This is a genomic window from Acidobacteriota bacterium (genome assembly GCA_016712445.1).
GTDB lineage: Bacteria > Pseudomonadota > Alphaproteobacteria > Caulobacterales > Hyphomonadaceae > Hyphomonas.
Map to the genome: position 1 here is coordinate 633018 of JADJRB010000002.1, position 23683 is coordinate 656700.

Consider the following 23683-nt stretch of genomic DNA (forward strand, 5'->3'; position numbering starts at 1 on the left):
ACCTCTTGGGGGTTTAGCGCTTCGAGAACTGGAAGCTGCGGCGAGCTTTGGCTCGGCCGTACTTCTTGCGCTCGACCACGCGCGGGTCGCGCGTCATGAAGCCGAACGGCTTGAGCACAGGGCGAAGGCCCGGCTCGAACGCCACGAGGGCGCGCGAAATGCCGTGACGCACTGCGCCGGCCTGGCCCATGAGGCCCGAACCCTTGACGGTGCAGATGACATCGAATTCCGACTGGCGGCCGGCTTCGATCAGCGGCTGGGCGATCACCATGCGCAGCACGGGGCGCGCGAAGTAGGTTTCCTGGTCGCGGCCGTTGATCGTGATCTTGCCGGTGCCGCGCTTGATCCAGACGCGGGCAACCGCTTCCTTGCGGCGGCCGGTGCCGTAGGCGCGGCCTTGAGCATCGATCTTGGGCTCGGCTTTGGCAACCGGCTGGGCCGACGGTGCGCCGGTCATTGCGCCAAGGTCTTTCAGGGAAGCGGAGGTATCGGTCATGGTAATCAGGCCGTTTTCGAGTTCTTGCGGTTCATCGATTTGAAATCGACGAGCTCGGGTTGTTGGGCGGTGTGCGGATGCTCGGCGCCGGCATAGATGCGCAGCTTGCCGAATTGCTGGCGCGACATCGCGCTCTCACGCGGCATCATGCGCTTCACTGCGAGTTCCAGCGCGCGCTCCGGGAAGCGGCCCGACAGGATCTTGCCAGCCGTGGTGGTCTTGATACCGCCGGCGTAACCGGTGTGGCGGTGGTAGACCTTGTCGGTCAGCTTGTTGCCGGTGAACACGGCCTTCTCGGCGTTGATGATCACGATGTGATCGCCGGTGTCGACGTGCGGAGTAAAGTCAGGGCGATGCTTGCCGCGAAGACGTTTCGCGACGTAAGAAGCAAGCCGTCCGACGACGATGCCTGTCGCGTCGATCACGACCCACTTGTTCTCTCCGCCGACGGGCGCGTTATAGGTTTTCATTGCTCTGCTCAGAGCCTCTCAATTTCGGAGTTCCAGGAATGCAAATTAAGGGCTGGCGTTTAGTCGCCGCTTCTCCCTTTGTCAACGCGGCTGCCGGGGCGATCCTGCTTTTTGGCGCAGCGGCCTGTTCACGGCAGGAAAAGGGTCCTGAAGCCCCCCCACAAGCTGCCCCAGTTGCTGCAGGATTGGAGCTTCCGGCCGTCTGGTCAACCCGTCCCCTGTCGGGCCCCGTAAAGGACGTGGCGATGTCCACGGGCGGGGGCGCCGTGCTGGCGGTGGCGTATCAACGCGGCGGCCTCGAGTTTTTCGACATGGAAGGCGAGCGGATCGGCGAGCCGGCCCTGTTCCGCCTGAGAGCCGTGGCGGACGGGCGCTCGACCACCATTGGTGACGCCCCGATCACCCTGTTTCCCGGGGTGACCGACAGCGGCGAGCTGAAGGGCTACATCTACAGCCCCGGCCTGCTGGCCCCGACCCAGATCGACCTGCCGATTCCCGAAGACCGCTCGGTCGCGGGCCTCTGCACAGGGGACGCCGGCACCCAGGGCCTGATGCGGATTGCCTACTGGACCGTGGTCAACTCGATGGAACTGACCACCGGCCTGCTGACCGAGAAAGACGGCAACCTCGCCTGGACGCCGGAAGCGGCAACGCCGTCCACCATCCCAGTCGCGTCCTGCGTGTTTGCGGGCGGGCAACTGGTCTCGTCTGCAGCGGCAGATTCGGCGCCGCTGACGCGCGGCGACCTGTCGGCGCTGCTGTCACTCGAATCCGGCAAGCCACTGCGCATCTCCACCGACTTCGGGATGACCAACACCGATGTGGCCATCCGCGATGGCATCACCATCGAGGCGCCCCGTAACCCGACCGCGATCACGGCGCTGGGCACCCTTCCCGCCGGCGGCTTTCCGGGCGGCGTCGTTGTGGTTGCGGGCGAGAATGCGGCCGGCGAAAGCCAGGTCGTGTTCATCGACCCGAGCGAGATCACGCTGGAGCCGGTTGGGGATGAATAGGCGTTGAGGCCCGCCAGACGAGATGGACGGCGGCCAGCGTGACAATCACCCCGAGCGCCTGGTGCAGCAGCGCCTGGTACAGGGGCGCGGCGTTCAGGAGCGTGTGGATACCCCATAGCGCCTGCGCCGTGACGAGGATTGCCAGCGCGTTGAATTCACGCGACAGCGCGGTCGCCCGGTAGCGCCAGGCGGCCGCGAGGCTGGTTGCCAGCAACGTGTAGGCCAGGATGCGGTGATTGAACTGGGTTGTCGCGCGGCCTTCGAAGAAGCTGCGGATACCAAGGTCAGCCTGTATATAATGTGACGGGATCAGCTCCCCCGCCATCAGCGGCCAGTCATTATATGTGCGCCCGGCGTCGAGCCCCGCCACAAGTGCCCCGGCCGCCATCTGGACGAACACGAGCGCCAGCAGCGCCACGGCCACGCACCGGGCGCGGCCCGGCGCAGCCTCCCGCGGGCGGTCTCCGAGCGAAAGCCAGAGCCAGGTGGTGAAACAGAGGATCAGCAGCGCCAGGCTGAAGTGGGTCATCAACCGGTAAGGCGCGACCGAAACCCGGGTCGTGTCGCCCATGCCGCTGGACACCATCCACCAGCCGATGGCGCCCTGCAGGCCTCCGAGCGCGATCAGCCCGAGCAGCTTCCAGGCAAGGCCGTTGCCGAGCCAGCCCCGGATGGCAAAAACGGCGAAGCCGAAGGCGGCTACGAAACCTATGAAGCGGCCGAGCTGGCGGTGGCCCCATTCCCACCAGTAGATGAACTGGAACTCCGACAACGACATGCCCTGGTTCTGCAGCGCGTACTGGGTGGTCGAGCGGTATTTCTCGAACTCTTCGGCCCAGCTGGCAGCGTCCATCGGCGGCAGCGCACCGGTGACGGGGCGCCATTCGGTGATCGACAAGCCGGAATCGGTAAGCCGGGTTGCGCCGCCGACCAGGATCGTCGCGTAGACGAGCAGTCCGATGAGGACGAGCCAGGCGCGGATCCAGCGTGCGGCAACAGGCGAAATTGCGTTTGCGGTCATGCGCGGTAGATCACCCGGCTACCGGCGCAATCAAGAGGCGCCATCGTCGCATCAGCCCGTGAAGGACCGCCGCATGCGCAAGATCGTCGCCTCGCTCGGCATGCTCGCATTCGCGGCGTTCTGGATCTGGGGCATCTCGATGGTAGCCCCGGCGGCGGGCAGCTGGCCGGCCGCGCTTGAAATCGCGTTCTATGTGCTGGCGGGCACGCTCTGGATCCTGCCGCTGCGCCCGCTCCTGAAATGGATGAACGCTAACGCGGAACCCGAGGAAGACTAGGGTCCGTACTCAATTAGAATTCCCGTGATCGGGTAGATGTGATTCACTGCGCCCTGGAGGATGCTGTGATGAGTGATCTTTACTGGCTGGATGACGAGGCCTGGTGCCGTATCGAACCGTTGCTGCCTCGGGGCGGCGCGGCGCCCACCGGGTTGATGACCGGCGGGTCATTTCGGGGATCATGCACATGTTGCGGACCGGCGCACGGTGGCGCGATTGCCCCGAGGTCTATGGTCCGTACACGACGATCTACAATCGCTTCAACCGGTGGAGCCGTCAGGGCATCTGGCGGGACATCTTCTATACCCTGACCGGCTCGACCGGCATTGTCGGGACCCGAACGGTCTGCATCGACTCGACCCATGTGAAGGCCCATCGCTCTGCAGGCGGCGCTAAAGGGGGGCCTTCCATCACGCCATCGGCCGCTCGCGCGGTGGGCGCACCACCAAGATCCACGCCCTGACAGACGCCTCAGGCAGGCCTCTGACCTTCCTGCTGACGCCCGGCAATATACATGACATGACGCCGGCCCTGGATCTGCTCGGCATGATCGCGCCGCCCCGGAAACTACTCGCAGACAAGGCCTATGACGCCGGACGCCTCAGAAACTGGCTTGCGGAAAGGGACGCTGAGGCGGTCATCCCCTCTACCGCCACGCGCAAGACGCCGATCAACTACAACCGCAAGACCTACAAAAGCCGCAACAGCATCGAGCGCATGTTCTGCAGGCTAAAGGACTTCCGGAGAATCGCCACACGCTACGACAAGCGCGCAGACATCTTCCTCTCAGCAATCTGCCTCGCAGCAGCCATAGAATGGTGGACCTAATTGAGTCCCGACCCTAGTCGCTCTCGCCATGCTTTCGCGCCGCTTCGCGCAAGCGTGCAAAGATGGCGGCGGGATCTTCCGGCGCTTCGACTTCGCCTGGCTCGGGATAATCGTCGAAGACTTCCTCTTCCTCGACCGCCGCTTCCGTCGCGGCAGCCGCAGCAGCAGTTGGCGCCATCGCTTCGCGCCGCACCTCGGGCATCACGGCGTCAACCGCATCGATGATCACCGCGCTGTCGTCTTCTGCGCGCAGGCGACCGATGACCGTTTCGCCGCCGACCAGTGTCTGGCCGGGCCAGACAAGCACATTCAGGCTGGCGGGCAGGTAAAGGTCGCACCAGCCGCCCAGGCGGCGCGTGCCAAAGGCGCGTCCAAGACGCACGACGTCGCCGGTCTCGACCGACAACTCAATGCGTGGTCCGAAACCGCCGGTCGCGAGCGCAAGGCCCGCCTGCTCGCCCGCGCTTTCGAAAGCGACATAGGCGCGCGTCAGCCCGTCATCGTCGGGCCGGAAAGCGACCGGCACGGAGGGTTCGCCCTGCGCCACGCTGATCAGGTCCACACCGCCGGCGATGGGCGTATAGAGCTTGTTGGTCGAGACCGGTGAGGACGCGATGCGTACCCGCACGCACCGGCTGGCCGACAGGCGCAGGGCCGTCGGCGGCTCCTCATGGTCAATCGAGAGCACAATGCCGTCGCAGGGCGCGACCACCCCGTCGGCGATTTCCGGCGGCGCGCGGCGCGACCAGCGGCCGGCTGCGAGGGCAAGCAGCATCGCGGCGAAGCCGATCCAGAACAGCGGTCCCCAGATCCAGCCGAGCAACAAGGCGGCCAGGAATGCGCCGGCGGCAGCCGCCACGCTTTCCCAATCCAGCACGATATTCAGCCACGGCATGGAGCGGCGTTCGATCTCGTCGGACATTTCATCGCTCCTTTCGCGGCGTTGTTGTGTCAGGTCACGGCCAATGCAGCATCCGTGCTACGGGCCTGACGCTGCCACATATCAGCATATTTGCCGCCTTTTGCCAGCAGCGCGGCATGGTTACCACGCTCAATCACACGTCCCGCTTCGAGAACGAGGATCTCGTCGGCGGAAATCACGGTGGACAGGCGGTGTGCCACCATCAGTGTCGTGCGCCCCGCCGAAGCATGGTCGAGCGCGTCCTGCACGGCGGCTTCGGTGGCGCTGTCGAGCGCGCTGGTGGCCTCGTCGAGCACGAGGATCGCCGGATCGGCAAGCACCACGCGCGCGATGCCGACGCGCTGTTTTTCGCCGCCCGAAAGCTTCAGGCCGCGCTCGCCGACGCGGGTGTTCCAGCCATCCGGCTGGCTCTCGATAAAGTCGAGCAACTGGGCGCGCCGGGCCGCATCGCGGATTTCTTCCTGGGTAGCATCCGGGCGGGCATAGGCGATGTTGGCGCGGATCGTATCATTGAAGAGGACAACGTCCTGCGGCACGAGGCCGAGCGCGCCGCGCAGCGAATCCTGCTTGAGGTCCCGCACGTCCTGACCGTCGATCAGCACGCGGCCACCATCGGTGTCGTAGAAGCGGAACAGCAGCTTCAGCAGCGTCGACTTGCCGGCACCCGACGTGCCCACGAAAGCGATCTTGCGGCCCGCGGGCACATCGAAGCTGATGTTCTGTACACCGACAGACCGGCCTTCATGGTTGAAGGAGACCTGATCGAACGTGACGCGGCCCTTCGGCTTGTCGAGGGTGCGGGCACCCGGCGCGTCCTGCACCTCCGGCACCATGGCGAGCAAGCCGTGCAGCTTTTCGAGGTCGACAGCGCCCTGCTTGATCTCGCGCCAGGCCCAGCCAAGGATGTTGAGCGGCGCATAGAGCGACAGAAGCATCAGCATTACGGCGGTCAGGTCGCCGATCTGCATGGTGCCCTGGATGACATTCCACGCCGACAGCACCATCACGGCGAGGAGGCCAAGGTTCATCACCAGCGCCTGCACCGTGTTCAGCACATACATGCTGCGCACGGTGTCGACGTAATGGACGTTGTATTCGCCCATCGCCTTGTCGAACCGGCCAGTCTCGCGCGCTTCGGCGGCAAAGGATTTGACGGTTTCGAAGTTGGTCAGGATGTCGACGGCGGTCGCGCGGAAATGCGTGTCGGCCTCGTTCATCTTCCGCCGCTGGCGAACCCGCCATTCGGTGATGATCACGGTGGCCACCACATAGACCGCAATGGTGACGACCGCGATCATCGACAGGCGGATGTCGTAGGCGACGCCGAGCGCGATCGAGGCCAGAACCAGGCGGATCAGGGTCGGCCCGATATTGAAGGCGAGAAAGCGGATGAGGTAGTCGATTGCCCCTGCCCCGCGTTCGATGATGCGGTTCAGGGCGCCGGTGCGGCGGGTCTGGTGGAAGTTCAGCGACAGGCCGAGCGAATGGCCGAAGGCATCGACACTGGCCACACGCTGCGCATCCTGGCTGACCGGCGCGAACAGCCAGTCGCGCGCCTGCGGCAAGCCGGCGGCGAGGAAGCGCAGGATGAGACCGTAGGACAGCCAGAGCAGCGCCGTGCCGAAATCGGCCGCGGCGCCGCCGCTGGGCGCGACCTGGTTGATGGCGTGACCCATCACCAGCGGCGAGATCACTTCCAGCACCGAGGCGAGCAGCGTGATGATTACGGCAATCGCCATGACCGGGCGCCACTTGGCGAGTTCCCGTCGCCAGAGCAGCTGCAGGATGCGGGTGATCGATCCCCAGAGCCCGCCATCGGCGCTGTCGATACGGTCGGGGTTTTCGGGGGCCGGATCGGCGGAGGTCGGTGGGCTCATCCAAGCCATATGGCGCGGAATGTCCGAAAACGGAACCCGCTCGCCGCCCGCGCTGGCCGGATACGTGCGAAACGGTCTGGCCGAACCCGCCGGCGCCCCCTATCACGTGGCGTCATGACAACGATAAAATCTCCGAAACCCAATTCCGGCCGTGTCTCGATCTGCGTGTATTGCGGCGCATCCAACACGGTGAACGAAAAGTACATCCGGCTCGCCGAAACCCTCGGCAAGGAGCTGGCCGCCCGCGAGCTGCGCCTCGTCTATGGCGGCGGCGGCGTGGGCCTCATGGGCGCATGCGCCCGCGCCGCGCATGACGCGGGCGGCGAAGTCCTCGGCATCATGCCGAAATTCCTGCTCCAGAAAGAACGTATCTACACCGAGGTCGAGCACCGCATCGTCGACGACATGCACACCCGCAAGATGATGATGTTTGACGAGGCGGATGCGTTCATCGTGCTGCCGGGCGGCATCGGCACGCTGGAAGAAGCCGTGGAAATCCTGTCCTGGGCGCGGCTCGGCCTGCATGCGAAGCCGATGGCCTTCCTTGACGAAGATGGTTTCTGGGCTCCCTTCTTCGAGCTGATGGAGCATGTCATTGCCGGCGGCTTCATCCCGGAGGAGTTCCGCGGCAGCCTTGTTCACGCCACCTCGCCGGGCGAGGCGCTGTCGGCGCTGGACGCGCGCCGAGTGGTGCTGGACAGCTAGGGCTGGACGCTCGCAGGCTCGGCCGTCTCCTCCGCCAGCGCCGGCGGCGCAAAGGCGGCCTCCAGCGGCGCATAGCGGTCGATGATTTCCTGCATCGCAACTTTGCGCGCGGCCGCGTCACCATCGGTGAGGAAGGTTTCAAGCTCGCCGACGTCCTTGCCGAGCGCTTCCTTCACCAGCTTGCCGCAATCATAGGTCCTGCGCGCCTTGTTGTAGGCACAGGCCTTCACCCATGTGATCGGTCGATCCTCCCAGGGATCCGCCTCCAAACCGTCACGGCGCAGCAGCACATGCTTGTCACCGTTCTTCTTGCAGATCTTCTTCACTTCCTTCTCGACCGGCTTGAACTCGTCCGGCAAGCCGAAGCCGCAATAGGTGTCGATGTTCCAGGCGCTGACGCTCATCGTCCGCTCCCGGCCATCCGCATCGAATGTATGGCGTTCGAGATAGTCGGTCCCGTACCAGGTCGCCACGAGATCGCCGAGTTCCAGCTCGTGCGCGGGCTCCTTTTCGACGCGGATGACATAGCGCTTGGTGGCCAGGTCGCTGAAGGCGGTGCCCGAGAAGAAGTTCAGGTTGCCGTTCGATGACGTCCACGACAGGGCGCCGTCCTGGCCGACGACGGAGTTCGTGATTTCGGCCGGATTGATTTCGATCCCGTAAAGCATCGACGTCTCGACACTCCAGTCGCCGTCCACGCCTGCGATCGTCCCGTCTCCATGCGCCAGTCCGAACCGGCAGGGACCGATCCACCGCGCCTTTTGCCAATAGTTGGCGAATCGCTGGTAGCGGCCGTCATGCGGGGCGAAGACGATGACCGAACAGTCGCCGTCGGCGGTAGCCAGAAGGCGTTCACCCGGCCGAAGCGGCAGATTGGTCGCGTCGAACACGGGCGCCGGCCCGGTGCCGGAATCGAGCGGCGGCGCATCCGCCGAGGCGGCAAAGCCCGGCGCCAGCACGGCGAGCGTGGCACACAGGGCGGAAAGAGCGGGGCGCAACCGGGAAAACATCATGCAGAACGGCCTCATGCCCCAGCCACATGGCGAAAGTAAGGGCGGCCGGTGCACCGTGTCCAGACGTCGAATTCAGGCGGGGCGGCCTACTCCGCAGCGACGAGATTGAACTCTTCGCGCCATTCGGCCATCAGCGCCCGGTTGTCGTGGTCCCAAGGATGGAAACCCGGCTTGAACCAGGTGATCCAGATCTTCCAGCCCCGTCCGAAGAAGGCTGGCTTTTTCCAGAGGAAGGCCTTGACCGCCTTGCGGGCATCCTTCGGCGAATAGCCATCGGCTTCCAGCATCCAGGAAGCGTAGGTGGTGATGTTGCGGCTGAAGAAATAGGAAATCAGCAACATCGCGACGGACCGGCGCATGTACCGCTTGAAGCCCGACCACTCCTTCGTGGCGACGAGGAACACGTCATAGGCAACCGCCTTGTGCTCGGTCTCTTCCATGGCGTGCCAGCGCCACAGGTCCTTCAGTGACGGGTGCGTCTTGGTGAACATGTCGTCATGCGCGGCGAACATGTCGGCCAGCATGGCCGTGAAATGCTCGAGGCAGATTGTGGCGACGAGCATCCGCATCGGCCCTGCCGCGCGGGAATATTCGATCCGCTCACGGATCTGCTCCTCGACGCGCGCGACCGGATACTTTGCCCGGTCGATCACGCCGTTAAGCAGGTGGTGTTCGCGCGAATGGATCGCTTCCTGCGCAATGAAGTCGCGGGCATCCTTGGCCAGCCGCCCGGACAGCTGGTCCCGGTAGGCACGCACGGCGTCCATGAACAGGCGCTCGCCGTCCGGGAAGGTCAGGGACAGCGTGTTCATGATGGCGGTGCCCACAGGGTCCCCGTCGAGCCAATGACCGGTGCGCGCGCTGCTGACGTCGAAATGCAGGTCGCGCGGGCTGATGGTGAGATCTTCAGGCGTGGGATTGCCGGTCATCGCGGATTTCCTGCTGGATGGACAAGTTTCGGGATACGTTTTCAATTGATCTGAAGGCAATTTAGCACTTACTGACAAAAATGTCGATAGATAAACACACCCCTGCCCGGATCCGCCGCTCGCCTGAGGCGTCGCGGGAGAACATCCTTGATGCGGCTGAACGGCTGCTCGTCGGCCAGGGCCCGCAATCCCTGCGGCTGGCGGATGTGGCGCGCGAGGCCGGCGTCGCGAATGCCACGGTCCTGCATCATTTCGGCAGCATCCACGCCGTGCAGGCCGCCCTGATGGAGAAGATGATCGTCGCGCTGGTCGCCGGCCTGCTCGCGATGGACGTGCCGGCTGACCCGCGCGCAGCCCGGGCCGCTGCCTTGCAGAACCTGTTCGACGCGTTCGAGACCAAGGGCGCGGCCCGCCTCGCCGCCTGGCTGGAACTCACCGACGAGTCGCGCCGCCTGCGCACCGTTCGCGAAGCCGTGCAGACCGTCGTCCGCCAGAAGATCGGCGCGCCGGAAGCCGACGAAGCCCGGCTCGAGGATGCGATCCTCGTCAGCGTCATTCTCGCCATCGGCGTCGGCCTGTTCGGCCCCACCCTCAGCGAACTCCTCGGCAAACCGGCAGGCCGGGCACGCGCCGTGGCGCTGAAGCTGCTGGAAGACGGCATGGACCCCACCTGACGCGGGGTCTGCGCGGGCCTTCAGTCGTCCGCGCGAGTCCAGTCCGCGCCACGGAGCGGATCAAGCCGCCGCACAACGCGAAATCCTGTGCTCTCACGCTTTTCGCCAGTTGGTGCTTGAAGGCGCCCGGCAGGTGTGCCCAGCACCAGGCGCTCCGGGCACGGACCGCTGGCACCGGTTCCGGAAGCGCCGGCACAATCGAACACCCACTCCCCAATGTCATTGCTCAGCCCAAGGATGTCTGGGGGAGTATCAGCAGATGCCAAGCTTTGCCATTCAGCGGCGGTCAGAAGAGTATAGCGGTCCCACCGCTCCGGCCGGATCGCCAATTTCTCGTTGAGCCATTCCAGATAGCTGAAAGCCTGATCCCAGCTGACGTCTGTGACCGGTGCCCTGGCATCGGTTCCCGCAGGCTGGCTTGCTGCTTCACACACGCCGTCATCGACGCAGGCCTGCCAATCGGCAACCGAGATTTCAGACCGGCTGACAGCAATGCGGTGCTTTTTCAGATCGCCTTTCTCCGGTTGCAATGTGGCAATGACCATTTCAGGGCCATCGCCGCGGCCGCCATGGAACGGATCGCGAAACCGGATGCCCACTTCGGTTTCGGACGGTGTGGCAACCTCGAACGTCTGTGCCCGGATCGCTTTTCCGGCGCGTACCCGCAACGTGTAAATTCCAGGCTTCACCGCAACCGCATCGGGATGCTCAGGATCAGCAGAGCCATACCACGTCCACCCCTCCCATGGCGGCGCGGCAAGGCTGCTGCGCTCCAGCACGCTGGCGCCATTGAGATACCAGGTGCGTGTGAATTTCTGGTCATCGGGCCAGTTGCGCAAGCGAAAGCTGACGTAAATGCGCTTTGTGCCGTAGTCGAAATGTTCGAAATTGCGGGTGCAGACGCGGTCCCGAACAGAAAAATGCTGGACGTCGCAAAACCTGAGATCGGAGACGCGCGGCGCAACGAGTTCAGCCACAGCCACGCCGCCGGCTCCGAGCAAAGCGGCTGTGGCAGCGGCGACGGTGGCAATCCGGACCAGGCGATCAGCGCCGAGACCCGCCAGCGCGGACCGGCGGGTTGGGGCCGGCGCCGCATGATGAGAAACCGGCGACGTCGTCGACGTGTGCTCGGTCTTCGTGCCTCCGCTCTCTCGCCGGCTCTGACGCGCGCGACGGGCCGATGTCAGTAAGGCATCGCGCCACGCAGGCCGCGTGGCCGCGTCCGACACAATGGCGATCAACGCGCGAAGATTGTCAGGACCCGGCACATGCGCGCCGCTATGCCAGCCCTCAATTGTCCGCTCCGAGACAGTCTGCCCGTGATCTTCGAACGCAGCCGAGAGGGATTCGGCAGTCCACTTCTCGCCGCACACACTATCCCGGCGAAGCCGGTTGCCGACACCTTGATCCCACAACGTGTGGAACAAGCCGAAGAAATCTTCTCGCTCATCCGGCGGCGGCCGAAAAAATTTCTTCATCATTTTCCGGGCTTTGCGCGCAGGAACTTCGGACGGGTTTCGGGTCCGTCGTTTGAATGAACCAAAGCGGCCTGATCTGGTCAACCGAATTCAGGGGAATGGCCAGCGGGTTTGCAAGGAGGAAACGCCATGTCGAAGGAAACGGTCGAACGCTTCTACGGACGCGACGCCGTATATGAGGTGAGGCGCATCGACGGGGGCGTCATGACGTCGGACACCTACCAGGTTTACCGGGTCTCCAAGAGCGGAGAGCGCTGGGTCAGCACGCATCGCTCGCTCGCTGACGCGGTCGCGCGCGCCAAATCCGAAACCTGAGCACTGACTAAAAGACACTTCAGAGGGAACAGGCCTGATGGATATACAGGAAGCCAGACGGATTCCAGACGAGGAAGTTGAACGCCTGCTGGCTTCCGACGACGAGGACGAGAGGGATCTGGGGCACAAGATCCGGATCCGCAAACTCGCCATTGCACGAGCGGAACGTGAAATGTCAGCCGATAGCGATGCGACACTCGGTATCGTCGGTGCGATCATCTTCAACTTCGGCGGCATCTGGGGCGTCGGACTGATCGCTACCGTGTTGGGTCTGCTCATGTTCTCGGCGCTGGCTTTCGGCGTGATGAAGCGCTCGTCAGTTAAAACCTATCTCATCGGCATCCCCGCCCTTATCATCTTCGGAATCGGAGCCTTGCGCCTGGTCAGCCAGGTCGCGGCCCTGTTTTGATCGCCGCAGGAGAGAGGGGCGACGGGCGGCCAAAACACTCCGAATGTGGAAAACCCTTTGACTTTCCGGCGAATAGGGGCCATGTCGCCGCGGTCTGGGCCACTTCGGCGGCCTTGCAGGGACAGCGTGAGCTGGCACGGCGGTTGATCCGCCCAGCCGTGGCCCTCCTTACAGACACGAATTCAGCCCAAGGCGCCCTTCTTCACGCGGGTCGTTAGAACCCCGCTTCCCAGCGCGTCATCCGCGCCGGGGCGCACTGCATTTTTGAAAGTACACATGACCAATTTCCAATCCTTCGGCCTCGCGCCGCGCGTTGAAACCGCGCTGACCGCGGCCGGCTACACTGCCCCGACCCCGATCCAGACCCGCGCCATCCCGCTGATCCTGTCGGGCCGCGATGTCATGGGGCTTGCCCAGACCGGCACCGGCAAGACGCTGGCCTTCGCCGCGCCGATCCTCGACAAGCTGGTGCGCAACCAGTCGCCCGCCCCGCACAAGGGCGCGCGCGTCCTCGTGCTTGCCCCCACCCGCGAACTCGCGAGCCAGATTGCGACGTCGTTTGAAACCTACGGCGCCGGCCTCGGTCTGCGCATCGCGATGGTTTGCGGCGGCGCCAAGATCGGCCCGCAAATTCGCAAGCTCGAGCGCGGCGTACATGTCCTGATCGCCACACCTGGCCGCCTGATCGACCTGATCGACCAGCGCGCCGTGGGCCTGAAAGATGTCGAGGTCCTCGTCCTCGACGAGGCCGACCAGATGCTCGATCTCGGCTTCATCCACGCCCTGCGCGCAATCGCAAAGCATGTGCCGACGAAGCGCCAGACACTGTTCTTCTCGGCCACGATGCCGAAGCTTGTCGCCACGCTCGCCCAGCAATTCCTGAAGGATCCCGCCGAGGTCGCGGTCGCGCCCCCGGCGACGACGGCCGAGAAAGTCGAACAGCGCATCTGCTTCGTCGAACAGGGCGCCAAGCAGGCCCTGCTGGCTCAGACCATCCGCCAACCTGAAGTTCGCACCGTGCTCGTCTTTACACGGACGAAGCATGGCGCTGATGCCGTGGTGCGCCGGCTCGCGGCCGAGCACATCGACTCGGTTGCCATCCATGGCAACAAGAGCCAGTCTCAGCGCGAGCGTGCGCTTGAATCGTTCAAGAACGGCCGCGTGCCGGTGCTGGTGGCGACCGACATCGCCGCGCGCGGCATTCACATCGACGGCCTGACCCACGTCATCAACTTCGACCTGCCGGAAGTGGCCGAGCAATATGTCCACCGCATTGGCCGCACTGCGCGCGCCGGGGCGACCGGCATTGCCATCTCCTTCGTCTCGAAAGACGAGCGCGACTACCTGCGCGCCATCGAAAAGCTCGTCGGCCATCGGCTTGCCGAGCGCCCGGCTGGCGAGACGGAAGCGGATGATCGGGGTTCACGCAAACCGCAACAGCAGAGCCGCAAACCGCAAGGTCAGCATCGCGGCCAGGGCGGCGGTCATCGCCGCGCCGAGGGCAATGGCGAACGCCGGCCCCAGCAGGCCACCGGTGAACGCCGTCCGCAACAGGGCGGCGAACGCCGCGCCCAGGCCAGCGGCGAGCGTACCGCCGGCAACGGCGGCCACTTCCAAAGGATCGCAGGCGGCCAGGGTGGCGGCAAGCAGGGCGGCCAAGGCGGCCCCCGCCGCGGCGGCCCCAGCCAGGGGAACGGCCAGCGCGCCCGCCGCCCGGAACGCGCCGGCGCCTGATTCCCGTTCCGCAAATCCAATACCAGCGCCCCGGCCCCAAAGCCGGGGCGCTTTGCTTCGGCCCCAAGAAAAAAGCCGCCCGGTTTCCCGGAGCGGCCGTTTTGAGTGAATGGTGCGCTGAAGAGGACTCGAACCTCCACGCCTTGCAGCGCTAGCACCTGAAGCTAGTGCGTCTACCAATTCCGCCATCAGCGCACGGGGTAGAGGGCGGGGTAATAGGGTTGGCTTGGGCCGAGGTCAACGGGGAAAAGACGCAGGGTGTGTATTCCGTCGGGCCCCTTGCGGCCCTGCCCGACCCCGTCTGCTGCAACAAAAAACGGCCCGGCGCAGGGCCGGACCGTTTTTCATTCTGGCGCCGGTGCCCGACCTACATCTTCGAAACGCGGCCGCGGACTTCCTCGAACTGTTTCATGATGTTCTTCACCAGTTGGTCGCAGGTCGGAATGTCGTGGATCAGTGCCTGGCTCTGCCCGGTGGTCCAGATGCCGTCATCCATGTGGCCGTCGCGCAGCACGTTCTCGCGCCCGCGCACGCCCGCCATCAGCTCTTTCACGTCTGCGAAGGTCTTGGTCGGGTCCTTCTGGATCTCGGCCACCTGGGTCGAGACACTGTTCTTCGCAACCCGCGCCGTGTTGCGCAGCGAACGGCCGACGAGGACGGTATCGAGTTCGTTGTTCTCGACGATCTTCTTCTTCACGTTTTCGTGGATCTTGGCTTCAACCGTCGCGCAGAAGCGCGTGCCCATGTTCACGCCTTCGGCGCCCAGCGCGAGGGCGGCGAGCAGGCTGCGGCCGTCGGCCATGCCGCCCGAGGCGATCACGGGCACGTTCACCGCATCCACCGTCGCAGGCAGCAGAACGATCAGGCCGACATCGTCCTCACCCGGATGGCCAGCGCATTCGAAGCCGTCGATCGAGATCACGTCGACGCCCTTCTGCACGGCCGAAACCGAATGGCGAACCGACGTGCACTTGTGGATCACCTTCACGCCATGTTCCTTGAACCGCGGCAGGTGATCGGTCGGCGCGCGGCCGGCCGTCTCGACGATCTTGATGCCCGACGCGATGATCGCCTCGCGGTATTCATCATACGGGATCGGGTTGATCGACGGCAGCAGCGTGAGGTTCACACCGAAGGGTTTCTTGGTGAGTTTCCGGGTCTTTTCGATCTCGTCGAACAGCTCCTGCCCGGTCTTGAACATGTGCGCCGTGATGAAGCCGAGCGCGCCGGCATTCGCCACCGCAGCGACCAGTTCGCCATACCCGACGCCCGTCATGCCGCCCATCACGATCGGCGTCTCGACGCCAAACATTTCCGTAATCCGTGTCTTCACCATCTGGTTTGCTCCCATGACCCGTCAGGCGCGGAAGGCGCCGCTTACTCGGGCAGAGATTACCGGCAGGCTCCGGACTTGGAAGGGGTCACGCGGCGGCAGGCCGCCCCGGTTCAGTTCTCCGCGTCGCGCAGGATGAGTCCGTAACAGGTGCGTTCCGCCGCCCTCAGGCGAACAGGCCCTTCCGGCGGCACCAGAGGTGCATCGGTTTCGGCCGCCCTCAGGATCGCCGGATAGATATAGGACTGGCGCGCCACGGCAGGCGTGTTGCCGAGCCATTCCGCCGCCGCTTCGACGACCGCCTTGGCCCGCTTTTCCGGCGCGCGGCGCAGGGCGTCGCCGGCGGCCACGCTACCGCCCCAGGTGCGGAAGTCCTTGGCGGTGAAAGGCGCCTTCATGGCGGCGCGGATGAAAGCGTTGACGTCGGCCGCTGTGATGCGACCGTCTTCAAGGTCGAACAGGTCTTCGCCGGGCCGGCCGCAGAAATCATGCAGCTGCGCGCACAGGTCCGGGTCGTCGATCTGCTTGGTCTGGAACTTGCCGCTCTTGGACGGAAAGGCCAGTTCGAGAACGCCGTCCTTGAACTTCAGGTGCCGCGCCTGCAGCGTGGTCGCGCCGATCGCGCCGCTGCTCTCGCGGTAGCGGCGGTGCCCGATGCGCAGGCCGCTCACATCGAGCAGGCGAACGACCACAGCCACCGCACGTTCGAACTCGTCATCCGAGTTTGCGATCGTGGATTTAAGACGCGTTCGAAGCGCCGGCAGCTTGTCGGCAAAGCGAAGCATGTCGGCAAACTTCGCGGCACCGGCCGCTTCGCCCCACTCGGGATGATAGATGTACTGGCGCCGGCCAGCGGCGTCCGTTCCGTAGGCCTGGATATGCCCCTTGGAGTCGGGATTGATCCACACACTCTGCCAGGCCGGCGGGATGACGAGGCTTTCACACCGCTGCCGCTGGGCATTGCCAAGAGAGGCACCATCCTTCCCGACAAAACGCCATCCCTTGCCACAGCGTATTCGCCGCCAACCGGGTTTCAGCGTATCCGCTTCCCTCAGGCCGATTGCGGCTACATCCATCTTTTCCCGCTGCAGCGAAAGTGCGCCTGCGGGGTCCACCAGGGTGTCTGCGGCCATGCGTATTGCCGCCTAGGATTTTTTCTTGGGGGGAAGATTCTTGCGCTTCGTTTGCGCAAGGTCCGTCAGTTCACTTTCGGACATCGACGCGTACATTTCCCTGGATGCACCTTTGAGGTCGGACTTCTTCTGCTCGCCGCGCTTGGCTGCAAGGGCAGCACCGGCCGCTTTCTGCTGGGCTTTGGATTTGGCGGGCATCGACTTGTCTCCTCGGCAGCGTTCGCCTTCTCCAGCAATGCACGGAGCCCAAGGCCGGTTCCCGGCCAGCATGCGGCTATACCTTCTGTGTGCGGCCTATTCTCCAGTTCCCGGTGCTTGCGCGCCGCGCGCCTTCATGATCAGCCAGCGATAGATGCCCAGCAGGTTGATGACGAACAGCACGCCGTTCTGAACGATCAACGGCAGTTCGCCTTTCATCACTCCGAAAGCCACCCAGATCAGCGAAGACGCAGCAAAAACCGCAAAGCCGTAACCGGTGACCTTGCGGCCAAAATTGGCCGAAACCATCACAGCGGCGATGATGCCGGACACCATCGCAAGATACCCGGCAAAATCCTTCATTGTCGCTGCGCTCCATTCATCCGCAAACCAATGCCCGGCGCGGCGCAGCGTTCCGGCGAAGTATCCGTTCAGGAGGTAAGGCCTGCGATCACATCGAGGATATCGTCGATCACCGCCTGCGTGGCGGGTGACAGGGACGCATTGCGCAGCGTGACGATCGCGAGGTCCACCCGTTCGGGAAATTGCAGGCCGGAGGTCGGAAGCAAGGTCAGCGCTCCTGCGCGCAACCCACCTTTTGCGGCGAGCCGCGACGACATCCAGATCGCATCAGTGTCCTCTGTCACCTGCGCCAGGACATGGTAGTTGTCGCTGGTGAGGTTCAGCGCGCCCAGTCCGAAGAAGCTGGTGCCCGGGTCGAAATCCGCCTGCCGGCCCACTGCGCTCGTGTGAGCCCCGATGACCGGAAACGCATTGATCTCCTCCATCGTCAGCTTGCGGCGCTTTGCCAGCGGGTGCCCCGACCGCACGATCATGTCGAACGGGATCGCCCCTGCGGGGATCACGTCGAAATCGTGGAGAGAATTCAGCGCCAGGGGCGGGCAAAGCAAAAAGTCGTAGGTCGCCGCAATCAGGTGTCCGGCGAGCGCCGCATTCGGTTGCACGTCGGTGTAGAAGCGCACGCCGGGCCGCGTCGTCAGCACGCGTGTGCAAATCGCCGCGAGCGCAACACCGGCCGGCAGCGGCGCAATGCCGGTATACACCGTACCCGCATCACCGCCGGCTTCGGCTTTGAGCGTTTCGTCGAAATGGGCAGCGCTTTGCAGGAGATTGCGCGCGAGGCGCACCGCCTCCTCGCCTGTTCGGGTCAGGGCGGCCCCGGCGGCTCGCCTGTCGATCAGGTCCACGCCATACGCGTCTTCGGCCGCCTTGATGCTGCGGCTGAGAGCTGGCTGCGACAGGCCGAGGCGGTCGGCCGCGCGCCCGAAATGGCCCTCCTCGCTCAGCACAACGAGATGTTTCAACTGTCTGAGCGTCAGGTTCATGCGTTTTTCTTATCGCTTTATCACTTGATATGCATTGGACGCATGAACGAGCCAGCCTGTAAACCCGTTTCCAAAGCGGATGAACCGGAGACTCAGATGCCCCACCACACCTTCACCATGGCAGATGTCGGCTATGTCGTGGCGGCCACGCTCGTCATCCTCGTCGCCGAAGCGCTGGCCGGCAGCCTCAAGGGCGCGCGCTGGCGCGACTTCGGGCTTACGGCCCTGTGCTTCTTCACCAACTCTGCCGTTACCCGTCCGCTGGCGGGCCTCCTGATCGCGGGCCTGATCACGGCCGCGCTTCCTGCCTTCGCGGGCGCCCTGTCGGGCCTCTCCCTCTGGCAGTCATTCCTGCTGAATTTCCTGTTGATGGAGTTCGGCTTCTACTGGATGCACCGCTGGGCGCATGAAGGACAGCGCATCTCCTCGCGCCTCGGTTGGCTGTGGAAGATCCATCGCACTCACCATTCGGCAGACCACCTGAATGTGTCGGTCACGATGCGCCAGAACATCTTCTGGGCCTTCGTGGTGCCCAACACCTGGGTCGTCGCGCTGGCCGTGTATCTCGGCATGGGGTCGGGCGCGGCGCTGGCGCTGCTCGTCATCTATGCCTGGAACCTGCTGACCCATACGCACTACCGGTGGGACGACGCCTTGCTGAAGTCCCGCGCCTTTCGCGTGTTCCAGCATGTGATCGTCACACCGAGCATGCACCATTCGCATCATGGCTACGGCAAGGACGGCAAGATGTACCGGAACTATGCCGTCATGCTGTCGGCGTATGACTGGCTGTTCGGCACACTGTACCTGCCAGACGGCCGCCCGTCCCGCTACGGAGTGCCGGGTGAGCAGCCGGGTTGGGCCGAGGAAGCGTTCTTCCCGCTCACCCTGCTCGTCCCGCGCGCCCGCTCGCTCGAGCAGCCAAGCGACCCTGCCTGAAGTTTGCCGCGGGCCCGGAAATGCAAAACGCCCGGACTGTCACGGTCCGGGCGTTTTGATTGCAATCGTCTCAGTCTCGCCAGTGGCGCGAGTGACGTGACGCGATCCATAAAATTTATCCTATTTTATCAACGTATTACGCGTTAAATGGTCAACTCTTGGTCCTCGTTCCGGTGCGGATTTGGTCCACATTTTTGAGGACCCCGCCGAGATCAACTCAACCCGTCCTGCCAGATCGATACACTATGATATTTTTGCAGCTTCGGGAATCCCAGATTCATTGGCCCAGAGTGCCGGCTCGCGATCCTCTTTCTAGGCGGACCAAGTTACAAAGTTCGCAAGCCATTAGCGGGGACTGACAAAGTTCGAATTCACGCCACCAGCAAGAGTATGCCGTAGACGTATTTTTTGCTCGGCCTGCAGACAGCGCAATACTGCCCCCGTGCTTGATCCCCAATTGTTGCGGCGAACCTCCCGAAGCGACGCAGCTAAAGAATTAGTCGCCCCTTACCCGGGCCAGCCGGACTTTGGAGTTTCTTGCCGACTTGGTTCTTTAGCAGTTTCCGACCGTTAATCGGGAAAAGCTCCGACGCACCATTTCCTGTCCTCGTTCTCTGAGATCTAGCAAATCATCATCCCGGCCTGAGATAGCGCACTCCGTTGCAACGCCGAGCATCAGCCGCAGGTACAGCACGGCGTCTTCCTCGCAATTGATAGCCGGGTTGATCGTGGCGTCTGCCAGCCCCTTTCTGATCAACAGTCCGACCTCGTCCAACAAATCCGACTTAGCTATGGCGACTGCATTACGCATGGCCGGAAGGTCCGGAATATGGGCCGACAGTATTTCAAAAAACGCCGCCTGTTCAAAATCCGCCGAAGCGGCTCTCACATGGGCCGAAAAATGATGCATCAAGGCATCAATCCCATTGTGATTCACCAAACAGAGCTCAGATGTCAGGTGCTTGCGCCGGGCATTCAGATAGCGGACCGCCGCAACCAGCAGCCCCTCTCTGGAACCGAATCGCTGATAGGTCTGCCCCCGGCTATAGCCCGCGAGTCGGCCGACTTCTTCACATGTCAGCCCCTGAATTCCGACTCGGACCGCGACGCGGCAGGCTGCAGACAGGAGCTGGCTCTCGGACCTCAGTCGGCGCTGAGGTTGTGACATCCGAACTTCGTACACGGAATTCCTCCGTCGTTTACGACCTTGCCAGACAATACCGCCAAGGGCTTCTTGTCCATCTGGAGACGATCCGTCCGAACAAGGCAGGCTCAACTACTTTTCCTGCTGCCCGGAATTTCGAGATCCCGAAGACGTGGAAAGTATGTCACGCCCCCAAAGATGACGCATCCGTCATTTTCCGTATATCCTTTATTTTTTGTACCGATAGCGTCCCTCCACTGGCGCGAAATCGAGACGCCAAGTCACGATAAAGGGAGAAACGACGATGAAAGTTAAGCTCGTATCCGGGCCGCCAACCCAGCCCCGCACATTTGAAGATCCAGGCGAACTCGCCGACAAGCTGTCGCCGGAAGATGTCGAGATCGTACGCGAGATCTTCAACACGCCGCTGACCGGTTCTTATAACTGGGACTATGAAAGCGCGAACGCCAAGATCCGGCGGCTCTACGAACTCGGCAAACGCTTTAACTGGAACGCTGAGCTGGATGTCGACTGGGAGGTGCCTTTCGACAAGTCGCAGGGTCCGTCGCAGGCCGGTCTCAATCCCCTGCACGATCACCCGGTTTTCCTGGCGATGAGCGACGAGCAACGCAGCGAATATGCGTGGCGATCCCTTTCCCAGGTGCTCTCGCAATTCCTGCACGGCGAACAGGGTGCGATGATGGTTGCCTCGCAGCTTGTCTCCTGCGCGCCGACCTATGATGCGAAGCTTTATGCTGCCTCCCAGACTTTTGATGAGGCACGCCATGTCGAGGTGTTCAACAAATACCTGCGCACGCGCTGCCGGATCGAATATCCCGTCAACCCGAGCCTGAAGCTTCTGCTGGACAAGATCCTCACCGATCCACGCTGGGACCTGAAATTCATCGGGATGCAGATCCTGATCGAAGGTCTCGCCCTGGCCGCGTTCCAGACCATGACACAGACGACGCGCGATCCACTTCTTCGCCAGATCCTTCATCTCGTCATGCGGGATGAAGGCCGGCACGTCGCCTTTGGGGTCAACTACCTCGAAGACTGGATCAAGTCGCTGCCTGAGCAGGAAATTGAGGAGCGCGCACAGTTCGCCTATGAGGCCTGCGCGATCATGCGGGAAAGACTTTTCTCAACCATCGTCGAAGAAGAGTTCGGCTTTGACCGTGAAGAAGCCCGGCGTGCGTCGATCGACTCGACTGGTGGGCAGGCCTTCCGCAACTTCCTCTTTGAGCGGATGATACCAAATCTCAAGCGCGTCGGACTGCTGACCGAAAGTGTCAAGCCCAAGTTCGAAGCCCTTGGTGTTCTTCACTACGAGAACGCTGCGACGGACGCCGAGATCGACTGGAATGCACTGGAGCGCCCGCTCGATACGGGCCCCATTTCCATTGCTGCAGAGTGAACAGACCGATCATGACCGATACACGGCAAGCCTAGCCGGGAAAGGGGGCACGACGGATCAAATGCAGGGGCGGAAATGCTGGCAGGCAAGACCTGGTGACCTGCCGGCATCTATCCGTGCAATCGTGTCAGGCGCTGAGTTCCTTCTCATCCCGTCAACGTAACGGGCCGCAACAGAAAATTCCTCCGGCCCCGAACGAAGGGAATCCTTGTCGGGGCCGCCTTCGCTCAAACTCTCTTCATCTGGATCTGGAAATTTTGAAGATCCGTCTCGGTATTGATGTTGAAGAAGGGGTCATTGCCTTCGTCGCGCCATTCCACTGCGTGCGCGCCGCACCGCTCCAACGCCCCTTTGAGACTTCGTCCACCTGCCGTGGCAAATGCCTCGACTTCGGTCGTCGCCGACAGAGGCCAAACGGCGCAAGCTGGGTGGTCGCCGCCTCGCGACCTTGCAAAGCATGGCGCACGCGTGGCGTCTGACACAACTTTCAACCGGGCCAGCAGGTCTGGCGGCAGCGCAGGCGTGTCACAGGGCACAACCAGAAGCGAGACCGCACGTGCCGAGCCTGCCCAATGAAGGGCCGCGACGAGGCCCGCGATGGGGCCCTCAAATGGGGCATCAAGAATTTCGGGCACATCGACTTCAGGAACCTGGCCCGTGTATCGCACGGAAACTGCCACCTCGAACCCCCAGGTTCGCACACGCGCAAGAGCAATATCTATGAGGCGCAGGCCGTTCACTCGCTGCATGGGTTTGTGCCCGCCGATCCGACGCCCCTCCCCACCTGCCAGGATGACAGCGACAATATCAGGCATTCGAAGACCAGCGACGCCGCACCAGTGCATCGACGTCCCTGGTATTCTCTATCGTCAATTCGAGATCGTGAAGCAGTCCGTCACGGATCGAGTAGATCCAGCCATGCACCGCCAGCTTCTGCCCCCGGCGCCACGCGTCGGCCACGAAGGGATTGCGTCCAACATATTCGACCTGCGCGCGAACATTCAGCTCGCAGGTCACATTTACCCGTCCTTCAAAGTCCGTGATTGTATCCAGATGATCAGCATGGGCGCGCGCCAGTTCAGTAACCGGTTGTAGCCAGTGATCGATCAGTCCCCTGCGCTCCGTATCCAGGGCGGCACGCACACCGCCGCATCCATAGTGGCCGCACACGATGATATGGCGCACTTTCAGGACCTCTACCGAATATTGAAGCACGGAAAGAAAGTTGATGTCACGCGGCGGTGCGAGATTGGCGATGTTTCGATGGACGAACAGCTCGCCTGGATCGAGCCCGACAATTTCGTTCGCCGGTACCCGGCTGTCGCTGCATCCGATCCACAGGTATTCCGGAGACTGCTGTTCGGAAAGCCGCCGGAAGAACTGCGAATCTGCACGCACCCGTGCGCTGGCCCACGCCATGTTGTTGTTCAGAAGACTTTCGATCATGGAGTCTCCACAAAAGGATCAGGAAGCCCCCGGCGAGCAGCCAGGCGCTGGCCGAGACTTTGCAGGTCTAACTCCGTGATCCGGATCCGGGCGATGGGCAGGACCACCGCATTTTCCATAGCGATATGACGTTTCTGAGCGCTGCAGAAATGTTCGATCACGGATCGCGATTCCGAATAGCATCGCAAACCGCGTTCCTCGGATATTGCTTTCGCGATGACAGTTTTTACCGCCTGCGCATCATGCATGTCATTGGCGTGCTCGCCGGAGAGCATTCCAAGGACATTTTCAATGTGGTCATCCGGCTCACATCTCCTGCGCAGGAGCGGAAAGAGGTCGTCTTCCTCATCGATAATATGAATTGGAAGGTCACTTTCCAGAAAGTCATGAATTGCCTGGAGCGCGTCTGCGTCATGATCGACCGTGTCGAGCAGAACAAGCAGCCGCTTGCAGACATCGCGGTGGCGGTAATGCTCGGCAAAGAACCAGACCAGTGGCTCTCGCAGGAGTTCGATTGGCACCGGTTCCAGAACGCCGGACTTCTTCATGCTGGCCATAACCAATGT

At 63.1% G+C, this 23683-nt stretch carries 26 protein-coding genes, 1 tRNA gene and 1 pseudogene; 10 read left to right on the forward strand and 18 right to left on the reverse strand.

Annotated elements, in window-relative coordinates; genetic code table 11:
- Positions 1 to 13: 13 nt before the first annotated feature.
- Both rpsI and rplM read right to left on the reverse strand, forming a co-directional pair.
- Positions 14 to 457 carry a 30S ribosomal protein S9 gene (gene rpsI / locus IPK75_15935; GenBank protein ID MBK8199841.1) on the reverse strand — a complete coding sequence of 148 codons (444 nt, stop codon included), beginning with the start codon at positions 455 to 457 and terminating at the stop codon, positions 14 to 16.
- 44 nt (positions 458 to 501) lie between these two features.
- The gene (gene rplM, locus IPK75_15940) at positions 502 to 966 is read right to left on the reverse strand and encodes a 50S ribosomal protein L13 (GenBank protein MBK8199842.1); all 465 of its coding nucleotides are present in this window, start codon (positions 964 to 966) and stop codon (positions 502 to 504) included.
- A 245-nt stretch (positions 967 to 1211) separates the two neighbouring features.
- Between rplM and IPK75_15945 the strand changes: the two genes are divergently transcribed.
- On the forward strand, positions 1212 to 1979 hold the full coding sequence (locus IPK75_15945; protein MBK8199843.1) for a hypothetical protein: 768 nt from the start codon (positions 1212 to 1214) through the stop codon (positions 1977 to 1979).
- Here the strand turns inward: IPK75_15945 and IPK75_15950 are convergent.
- Complete coding sequence (locus tag IPK75_15950; protein ID MBK8199844.1) at positions 1951 to 3000, reverse strand: COX15/CtaA family protein; 1050 nt, start codon at positions 2998 to 3000, stop codon at positions 1951 to 1953. The genes IPK75_15945 and IPK75_15950 overlap by 29 nt on opposite strands.
- Positions 3001 to 3073: 73 nt before the next feature.
- On the opposite strand from IPK75_15950, the gene IPK75_15955 reads away from it, so the two are divergent.
- Positions 3074 to 3277, forward strand: coding sequence for a DUF2842 domain-containing protein (locus tag IPK75_15955; GenBank protein MBK8199845.1), 204 nt, complete (start codon positions 3074 to 3076; stop codon positions 3275 to 3277).
- A 68-nt stretch (positions 3278 to 3345) separates the two neighbouring features.
- Positions 3346 to 4105 (forward strand): annotated as a pseudogene (locus IPK75_15960) (IS5 family transposase).
- Between the two features lie 13 nt (positions 4106 to 4118).
- Here IPK75_15960 and IPK75_15965 read toward each other — a convergent pair.
- Positions 4119 to 5027 (reverse strand): hypothetical protein, encoded by a 909-nt coding sequence (locus tag IPK75_15965; protein ID MBK8199846.1) that lies wholly within the window; start codon positions 5025 to 5027, stop codon positions 4119 to 4121.
- A 29-nt stretch (positions 5028 to 5056) separates the two neighbouring features.
- Positions 5057 to 6913, reverse strand: coding sequence for an ABC transporter ATP-binding protein/permease (locus IPK75_15970; GenBank protein ID MBK8199847.1), 1857 nt, complete (start codon positions 6911 to 6913; stop codon positions 5057 to 5059).
- 105 nt (positions 6914 to 7018) lie between these two features.
- Here IPK75_15970 and IPK75_15975 point away from each other — a divergent pair, with 105 nt between their 5' ends.
- Complete coding sequence (locus IPK75_15975) at positions 7019 to 7609, forward strand: TIGR00730 family Rossman fold protein (protein ID MBK8199848.1); 591 nt, start codon at positions 7019 to 7021, stop codon at positions 7607 to 7609.
- Here the strand turns inward: IPK75_15975 and IPK75_15980 are convergent.
- Entirely contained in the window at positions 7606 to 8622 is a 1017-nt protein-coding gene (locus IPK75_15980; protein ID MBK8199849.1) for a hypothetical protein, read from the reverse strand. The genes IPK75_15975 and IPK75_15980 overlap by 4 nt on opposite strands.
- An 86-nt stretch (positions 8623 to 8708) precedes the next feature.
- Positions 8709 to 9551, reverse strand: a complete 843-nt coding sequence (locus IPK75_15985) for a metal-dependent hydrolase (protein ID MBK8199850.1) — start codon at positions 9549 to 9551, stop codon at positions 8709 to 8711.
- Between the two features lie 80 nt (positions 9552 to 9631).
- Here IPK75_15985 and IPK75_15990 point away from each other — a divergent pair, with 80 nt between their 5' ends.
- Entirely contained in the window at positions 9632 to 10225 is a 594-nt protein-coding gene (locus IPK75_15990; GenBank protein ID MBK8199851.1) for a TetR/AcrR family transcriptional regulator, read from the forward strand.
- Between the two features lie 20 nt (positions 10226 to 10245).
- Here the strand turns inward: IPK75_15990 and IPK75_15995 are convergent, their stop codons facing one another.
- A complete protein-coding gene (locus IPK75_15995) occupies positions 10246 to 11706 on the reverse strand; it encodes an SUMF1/EgtB/PvdO family nonheme iron enzyme (protein ID MBK8199852.1) in 1461 nt (486 codons plus the stop codon).
- A 126-nt stretch (positions 11707 to 11832) separates the two neighbouring features.
- Here IPK75_15995 and IPK75_16000 point away from each other — a divergent pair, with 126 nt between their 5' ends.
- The 3 genes from IPK75_16000 (at position 11833) to IPK75_16010 (ending at position 14161) form a co-directional block, all read left to right on the forward strand.
- Positions 11833 to 12018, forward strand: a complete 186-nt coding sequence (locus IPK75_16000; protein ID MBK8199853.1) for a hypothetical protein — start codon at positions 11833 to 11835, stop codon at positions 12016 to 12018.
- A 37-nt stretch (positions 12019 to 12055) separates the two neighbouring features.
- Positions 12056 to 12427, forward strand: coding sequence for a hypothetical protein (locus IPK75_16005; protein MBK8199854.1), 372 nt, complete (start codon positions 12056 to 12058; stop codon positions 12425 to 12427).
- Positions 12428 to 12703: 276 nt separating this feature from the next.
- Complete coding sequence (locus IPK75_16010) at positions 12704 to 14161, forward strand: DEAD/DEAH box helicase (GenBank protein MBK8199855.1); 1458 nt, start codon at positions 12704 to 12706, stop codon at positions 14159 to 14161.
- 110 nt (positions 14162 to 14271) lie between these two features.
- Here IPK75_16010 and IPK75_16015 read toward each other — a convergent pair.
- The 6 genes from IPK75_16015 to IPK75_16040 all read right to left on the reverse strand — a co-directional run bounded on the left by IPK75_16015 (position 14272) and on the right by IPK75_16040 (position 18171).
- A tRNA-Leu gene (locus tag IPK75_16015) sits at positions 14272 to 14356 on the reverse strand.
- Between the two features lie 172 nt (positions 14357 to 14528).
- Positions 14529 to 15497: a nitronate monooxygenase gene (locus tag IPK75_16020; protein ID MBK8199856.1), complete on the reverse strand. Its 969-nt coding sequence runs from the start codon at positions 15495 to 15497 to the stop codon at positions 14529 to 14531.
- 110 nt (positions 15498 to 15607) lie between these two features.
- Positions 15608 to 16627 carry a DNA topoisomerase IB gene (locus IPK75_16025; GenBank protein ID MBK8199857.1) on the reverse strand — a complete coding sequence of 340 codons (1020 nt, stop codon included), beginning with the start codon at positions 16625 to 16627 and terminating at the stop codon, positions 15608 to 15610.
- A gap of 12 nt (positions 16628 to 16639) precedes the next feature.
- Positions 16640 to 16825 (reverse strand): DUF3008 family protein, encoded by a 186-nt coding sequence (locus IPK75_16030; GenBank protein MBK8199858.1) that lies wholly within the window; start codon positions 16823 to 16825, stop codon positions 16640 to 16642.
- A 96-nt stretch (positions 16826 to 16921) separates the two neighbouring features.
- A complete protein-coding gene (locus IPK75_16035) occupies positions 16922 to 17188 on the reverse strand; it encodes a hypothetical protein (GenBank protein ID MBK8199859.1) in 267 nt (88 codons plus the stop codon).
- A 68-nt stretch (positions 17189 to 17256) separates the two neighbouring features.
- Positions 17257 to 18171, reverse strand: coding sequence for a LysR family transcriptional regulator (locus IPK75_16040; protein ID MBK8199860.1), 915 nt, complete (start codon positions 18169 to 18171; stop codon positions 17257 to 17259).
- Between the two features lie 96 nt (positions 18172 to 18267).
- On the opposite strand from IPK75_16040, the gene IPK75_16045 reads away from it, so the two are divergent.
- A complete protein-coding gene (locus IPK75_16045; protein MBK8199861.1) occupies positions 18268 to 19110 on the forward strand; it encodes a sterol desaturase family protein in 843 nt (280 codons plus the stop codon).
- Positions 19111 to 19663: 553 nt separating this feature from the next.
- Here IPK75_16045 and IPK75_16050 read toward each other — a convergent pair.
- The gene (locus IPK75_16050) at positions 19664 to 20293 is read right to left on the reverse strand and encodes a TetR/AcrR family transcriptional regulator (protein ID MBK8199862.1); all 630 of its coding nucleotides are present in this window, start codon (positions 20291 to 20293) and stop codon (positions 19664 to 19666) included.
- A gap of 265 nt (positions 20294 to 20558) precedes the next feature.
- On the opposite strand from IPK75_16050, the gene IPK75_16055 reads away from it, so the two are divergent.
- Positions 20559 to 21671: a ferritin-like domain-containing protein gene (locus IPK75_16055; GenBank protein ID MBK8199863.1), complete on the forward strand. Its 1113-nt coding sequence runs from the start codon at positions 20559 to 20561 to the stop codon at positions 21669 to 21671.
- Between the two features lie 227 nt (positions 21672 to 21898).
- Here IPK75_16055 and IPK75_16060 read toward each other — a convergent pair whose 3' ends face one another.
- The 3 genes from IPK75_16060 to IPK75_16070 are packed head-to-tail and all read right to left on the reverse strand — an operon-like array spanning position 21899 to position 23674.
- A complete protein-coding gene (locus IPK75_16060) occupies positions 21899 to 22486 on the reverse strand; it encodes a molybdenum cofactor guanylyltransferase (GenBank protein MBK8199864.1) in 588 nt (195 codons plus the stop codon).
- Positions 22479 to 23117: a carbonic anhydrase gene (locus IPK75_16065; GenBank protein ID MBK8199865.1), complete on the reverse strand. Its 639-nt coding sequence runs from the start codon at positions 23115 to 23117 to the stop codon at positions 22479 to 22481. The genes IPK75_16060 and IPK75_16065 overlap by 8 nt, the downstream gene beginning before the upstream one ends.
- Positions 23114 to 23674 carry a hemerythrin domain-containing protein gene (locus IPK75_16070; GenBank protein ID MBK8199866.1) on the reverse strand — a complete coding sequence of 187 codons (561 nt, stop codon included), beginning with the start codon at positions 23672 to 23674 and terminating at the stop codon, positions 23114 to 23116. The genes IPK75_16065 and IPK75_16070 overlap by 4 nt, the downstream gene beginning before the upstream one ends.
- Positions 23675 to 23683: the final 9 nt, after the last annotated feature.

Excerpts from the sequence above, each read along its gene's own strand:
- IPK75_16065 (MBK8199865.1), bottom strand. The coding sequence starts at position 23,117 with ATGATCGAAAGTCTTCTGAACAACAACATGGCGTGGGCCAGCGCACGG.
- IPK75_15965 (MBK8199846.1), bottom strand. The coding sequence starts at position 5,027 with ATGTCCGACGAGATCGAACGCCGCTCCATGCCGTGGCTGAATATCGTG.
- IPK75_15995 (MBK8199852.1), bottom strand. The coding sequence starts at position 11,706 with ATGATGAAGAAATTTTTTCGGCCGCCGCCGGATGAGCGAGAAGATTTC.
- IPK75_15975 (MBK8199848.1), top strand. The coding sequence starts at position 7,019 with ATGACAACGATAAAATCTCCGAAACCCAATTCCGGCCGTGTCTCGATC.
- IPK75_16010 (MBK8199855.1), top strand. The coding sequence starts at position 12,704 with ATGACCAATTTCCAATCCTTCGGCCTCGCGCCGCGCGTTGAAACCGCG.
- IPK75_16070 (MBK8199866.1), bottom strand. The coding sequence starts at position 23,674 with ATGGCCAGCATGAAGAAGTCCGGCGTTCTGGAACCGGTGCCAATCGAA.
- IPK75_15950 (MBK8199844.1), bottom strand. The coding sequence starts at position 3,000 with ATGACCGCAAACGCAATTTCGCCTGTTGCCGCACGCTGGATCCGCGCC.
- IPK75_16045 (MBK8199861.1), top strand. The coding sequence starts at position 18,268 with ATGCCCCACCACACCTTCACCATGGCAGATGTCGGCTATGTCGTGGCG.
- IPK75_16035 (MBK8199859.1), bottom strand. The coding sequence starts at position 17,188 with ATGAAGGATTTTGCCGGGTATCTTGCGATGGTGTCCGGCATCATCGCC.
- IPK75_16020 (MBK8199856.1), bottom strand. The coding sequence starts at position 15,497 with ATGGTGAAGACACGGATTACGGAAATGTTTGGCGTCGAGACGCCGATC.
- rplM (MBK8199842.1), bottom strand. The coding sequence starts at position 966 with ATGAAAACCTATAACGCGCCCGTCGGCGGAGAGAACAAGTGGGTCGTG.
- IPK75_15990 (MBK8199851.1), top strand. The coding sequence starts at position 9,632 with ATGTCGATAGATAAACACACCCCTGCCCGGATCCGCCGCTCGCCTGAG.
- IPK75_16005 (MBK8199854.1), top strand. The coding sequence starts at position 12,056 with ATGGATATACAGGAAGCCAGACGGATTCCAGACGAGGAAGTTGAACGC.
- IPK75_15955 (MBK8199845.1), top strand. The coding sequence starts at position 3,074 with ATGCGCAAGATCGTCGCCTCGCTCGGCATGCTCGCATTCGCGGCGTTC.
- rpsI (MBK8199841.1), bottom strand. The coding sequence starts at position 457 with ATGACCGGCGCACCGTCGGCCCAGCCGGTTGCCAAAGCCGAGCCCAAG.
- IPK75_16030 (MBK8199858.1), bottom strand. The coding sequence starts at position 16,825 with ATGCCCGCCAAATCCAAAGCCCAGCAGAAAGCGGCCGGTGCTGCCCTT.
- IPK75_16055 (MBK8199863.1), top strand. The coding sequence starts at position 20,559 with ATGAAAGTTAAGCTCGTATCCGGGCCGCCAACCCAGCCCCGCACATTT.
- IPK75_15985 (MBK8199850.1), bottom strand. The coding sequence starts at position 9,551 with ATGACCGGCAATCCCACGCCTGAAGATCTCACCATCAGCCCGCGCGAC.
- IPK75_16000 (MBK8199853.1), top strand. The coding sequence starts at position 11,833 with ATGTCGAAGGAAACGGTCGAACGCTTCTACGGACGCGACGCCGTATAT.
- IPK75_15980 (MBK8199849.1), bottom strand. The coding sequence starts at position 8,622 with ATGATGTTTTCCCGGTTGCGCCCCGCTCTTTCCGCCCTGTGTGCCACG.
- IPK75_16040 (MBK8199860.1), bottom strand. The coding sequence starts at position 18,171 with ATGAACCTGACGCTCAGACAGTTGAAACATCTCGTTGTGCTGAGCGAG.
- IPK75_16025 (MBK8199857.1), bottom strand. The coding sequence starts at position 16,627 with ATGGCCGCAGACACCCTGGTGGACCCCGCAGGCGCACTTTCGCTGCAG.
- IPK75_15970 (MBK8199847.1), bottom strand. The coding sequence starts at position 6,913 with ATGGCTTGGATGAGCCCACCGACCTCCGCCGATCCGGCCCCCGAAAAC.
- IPK75_16060 (MBK8199864.1), bottom strand. The coding sequence starts at position 22,486 with ATGCCTGATATTGTCGCTGTCATCCTGGCAGGTGGGGAGGGGCGTCGG.
- IPK75_15945 (MBK8199843.1), top strand. The coding sequence starts at position 1,212 with ATGTCCACGGGCGGGGGCGCCGTGCTGGCGGTGGCGTATCAACGCGGC.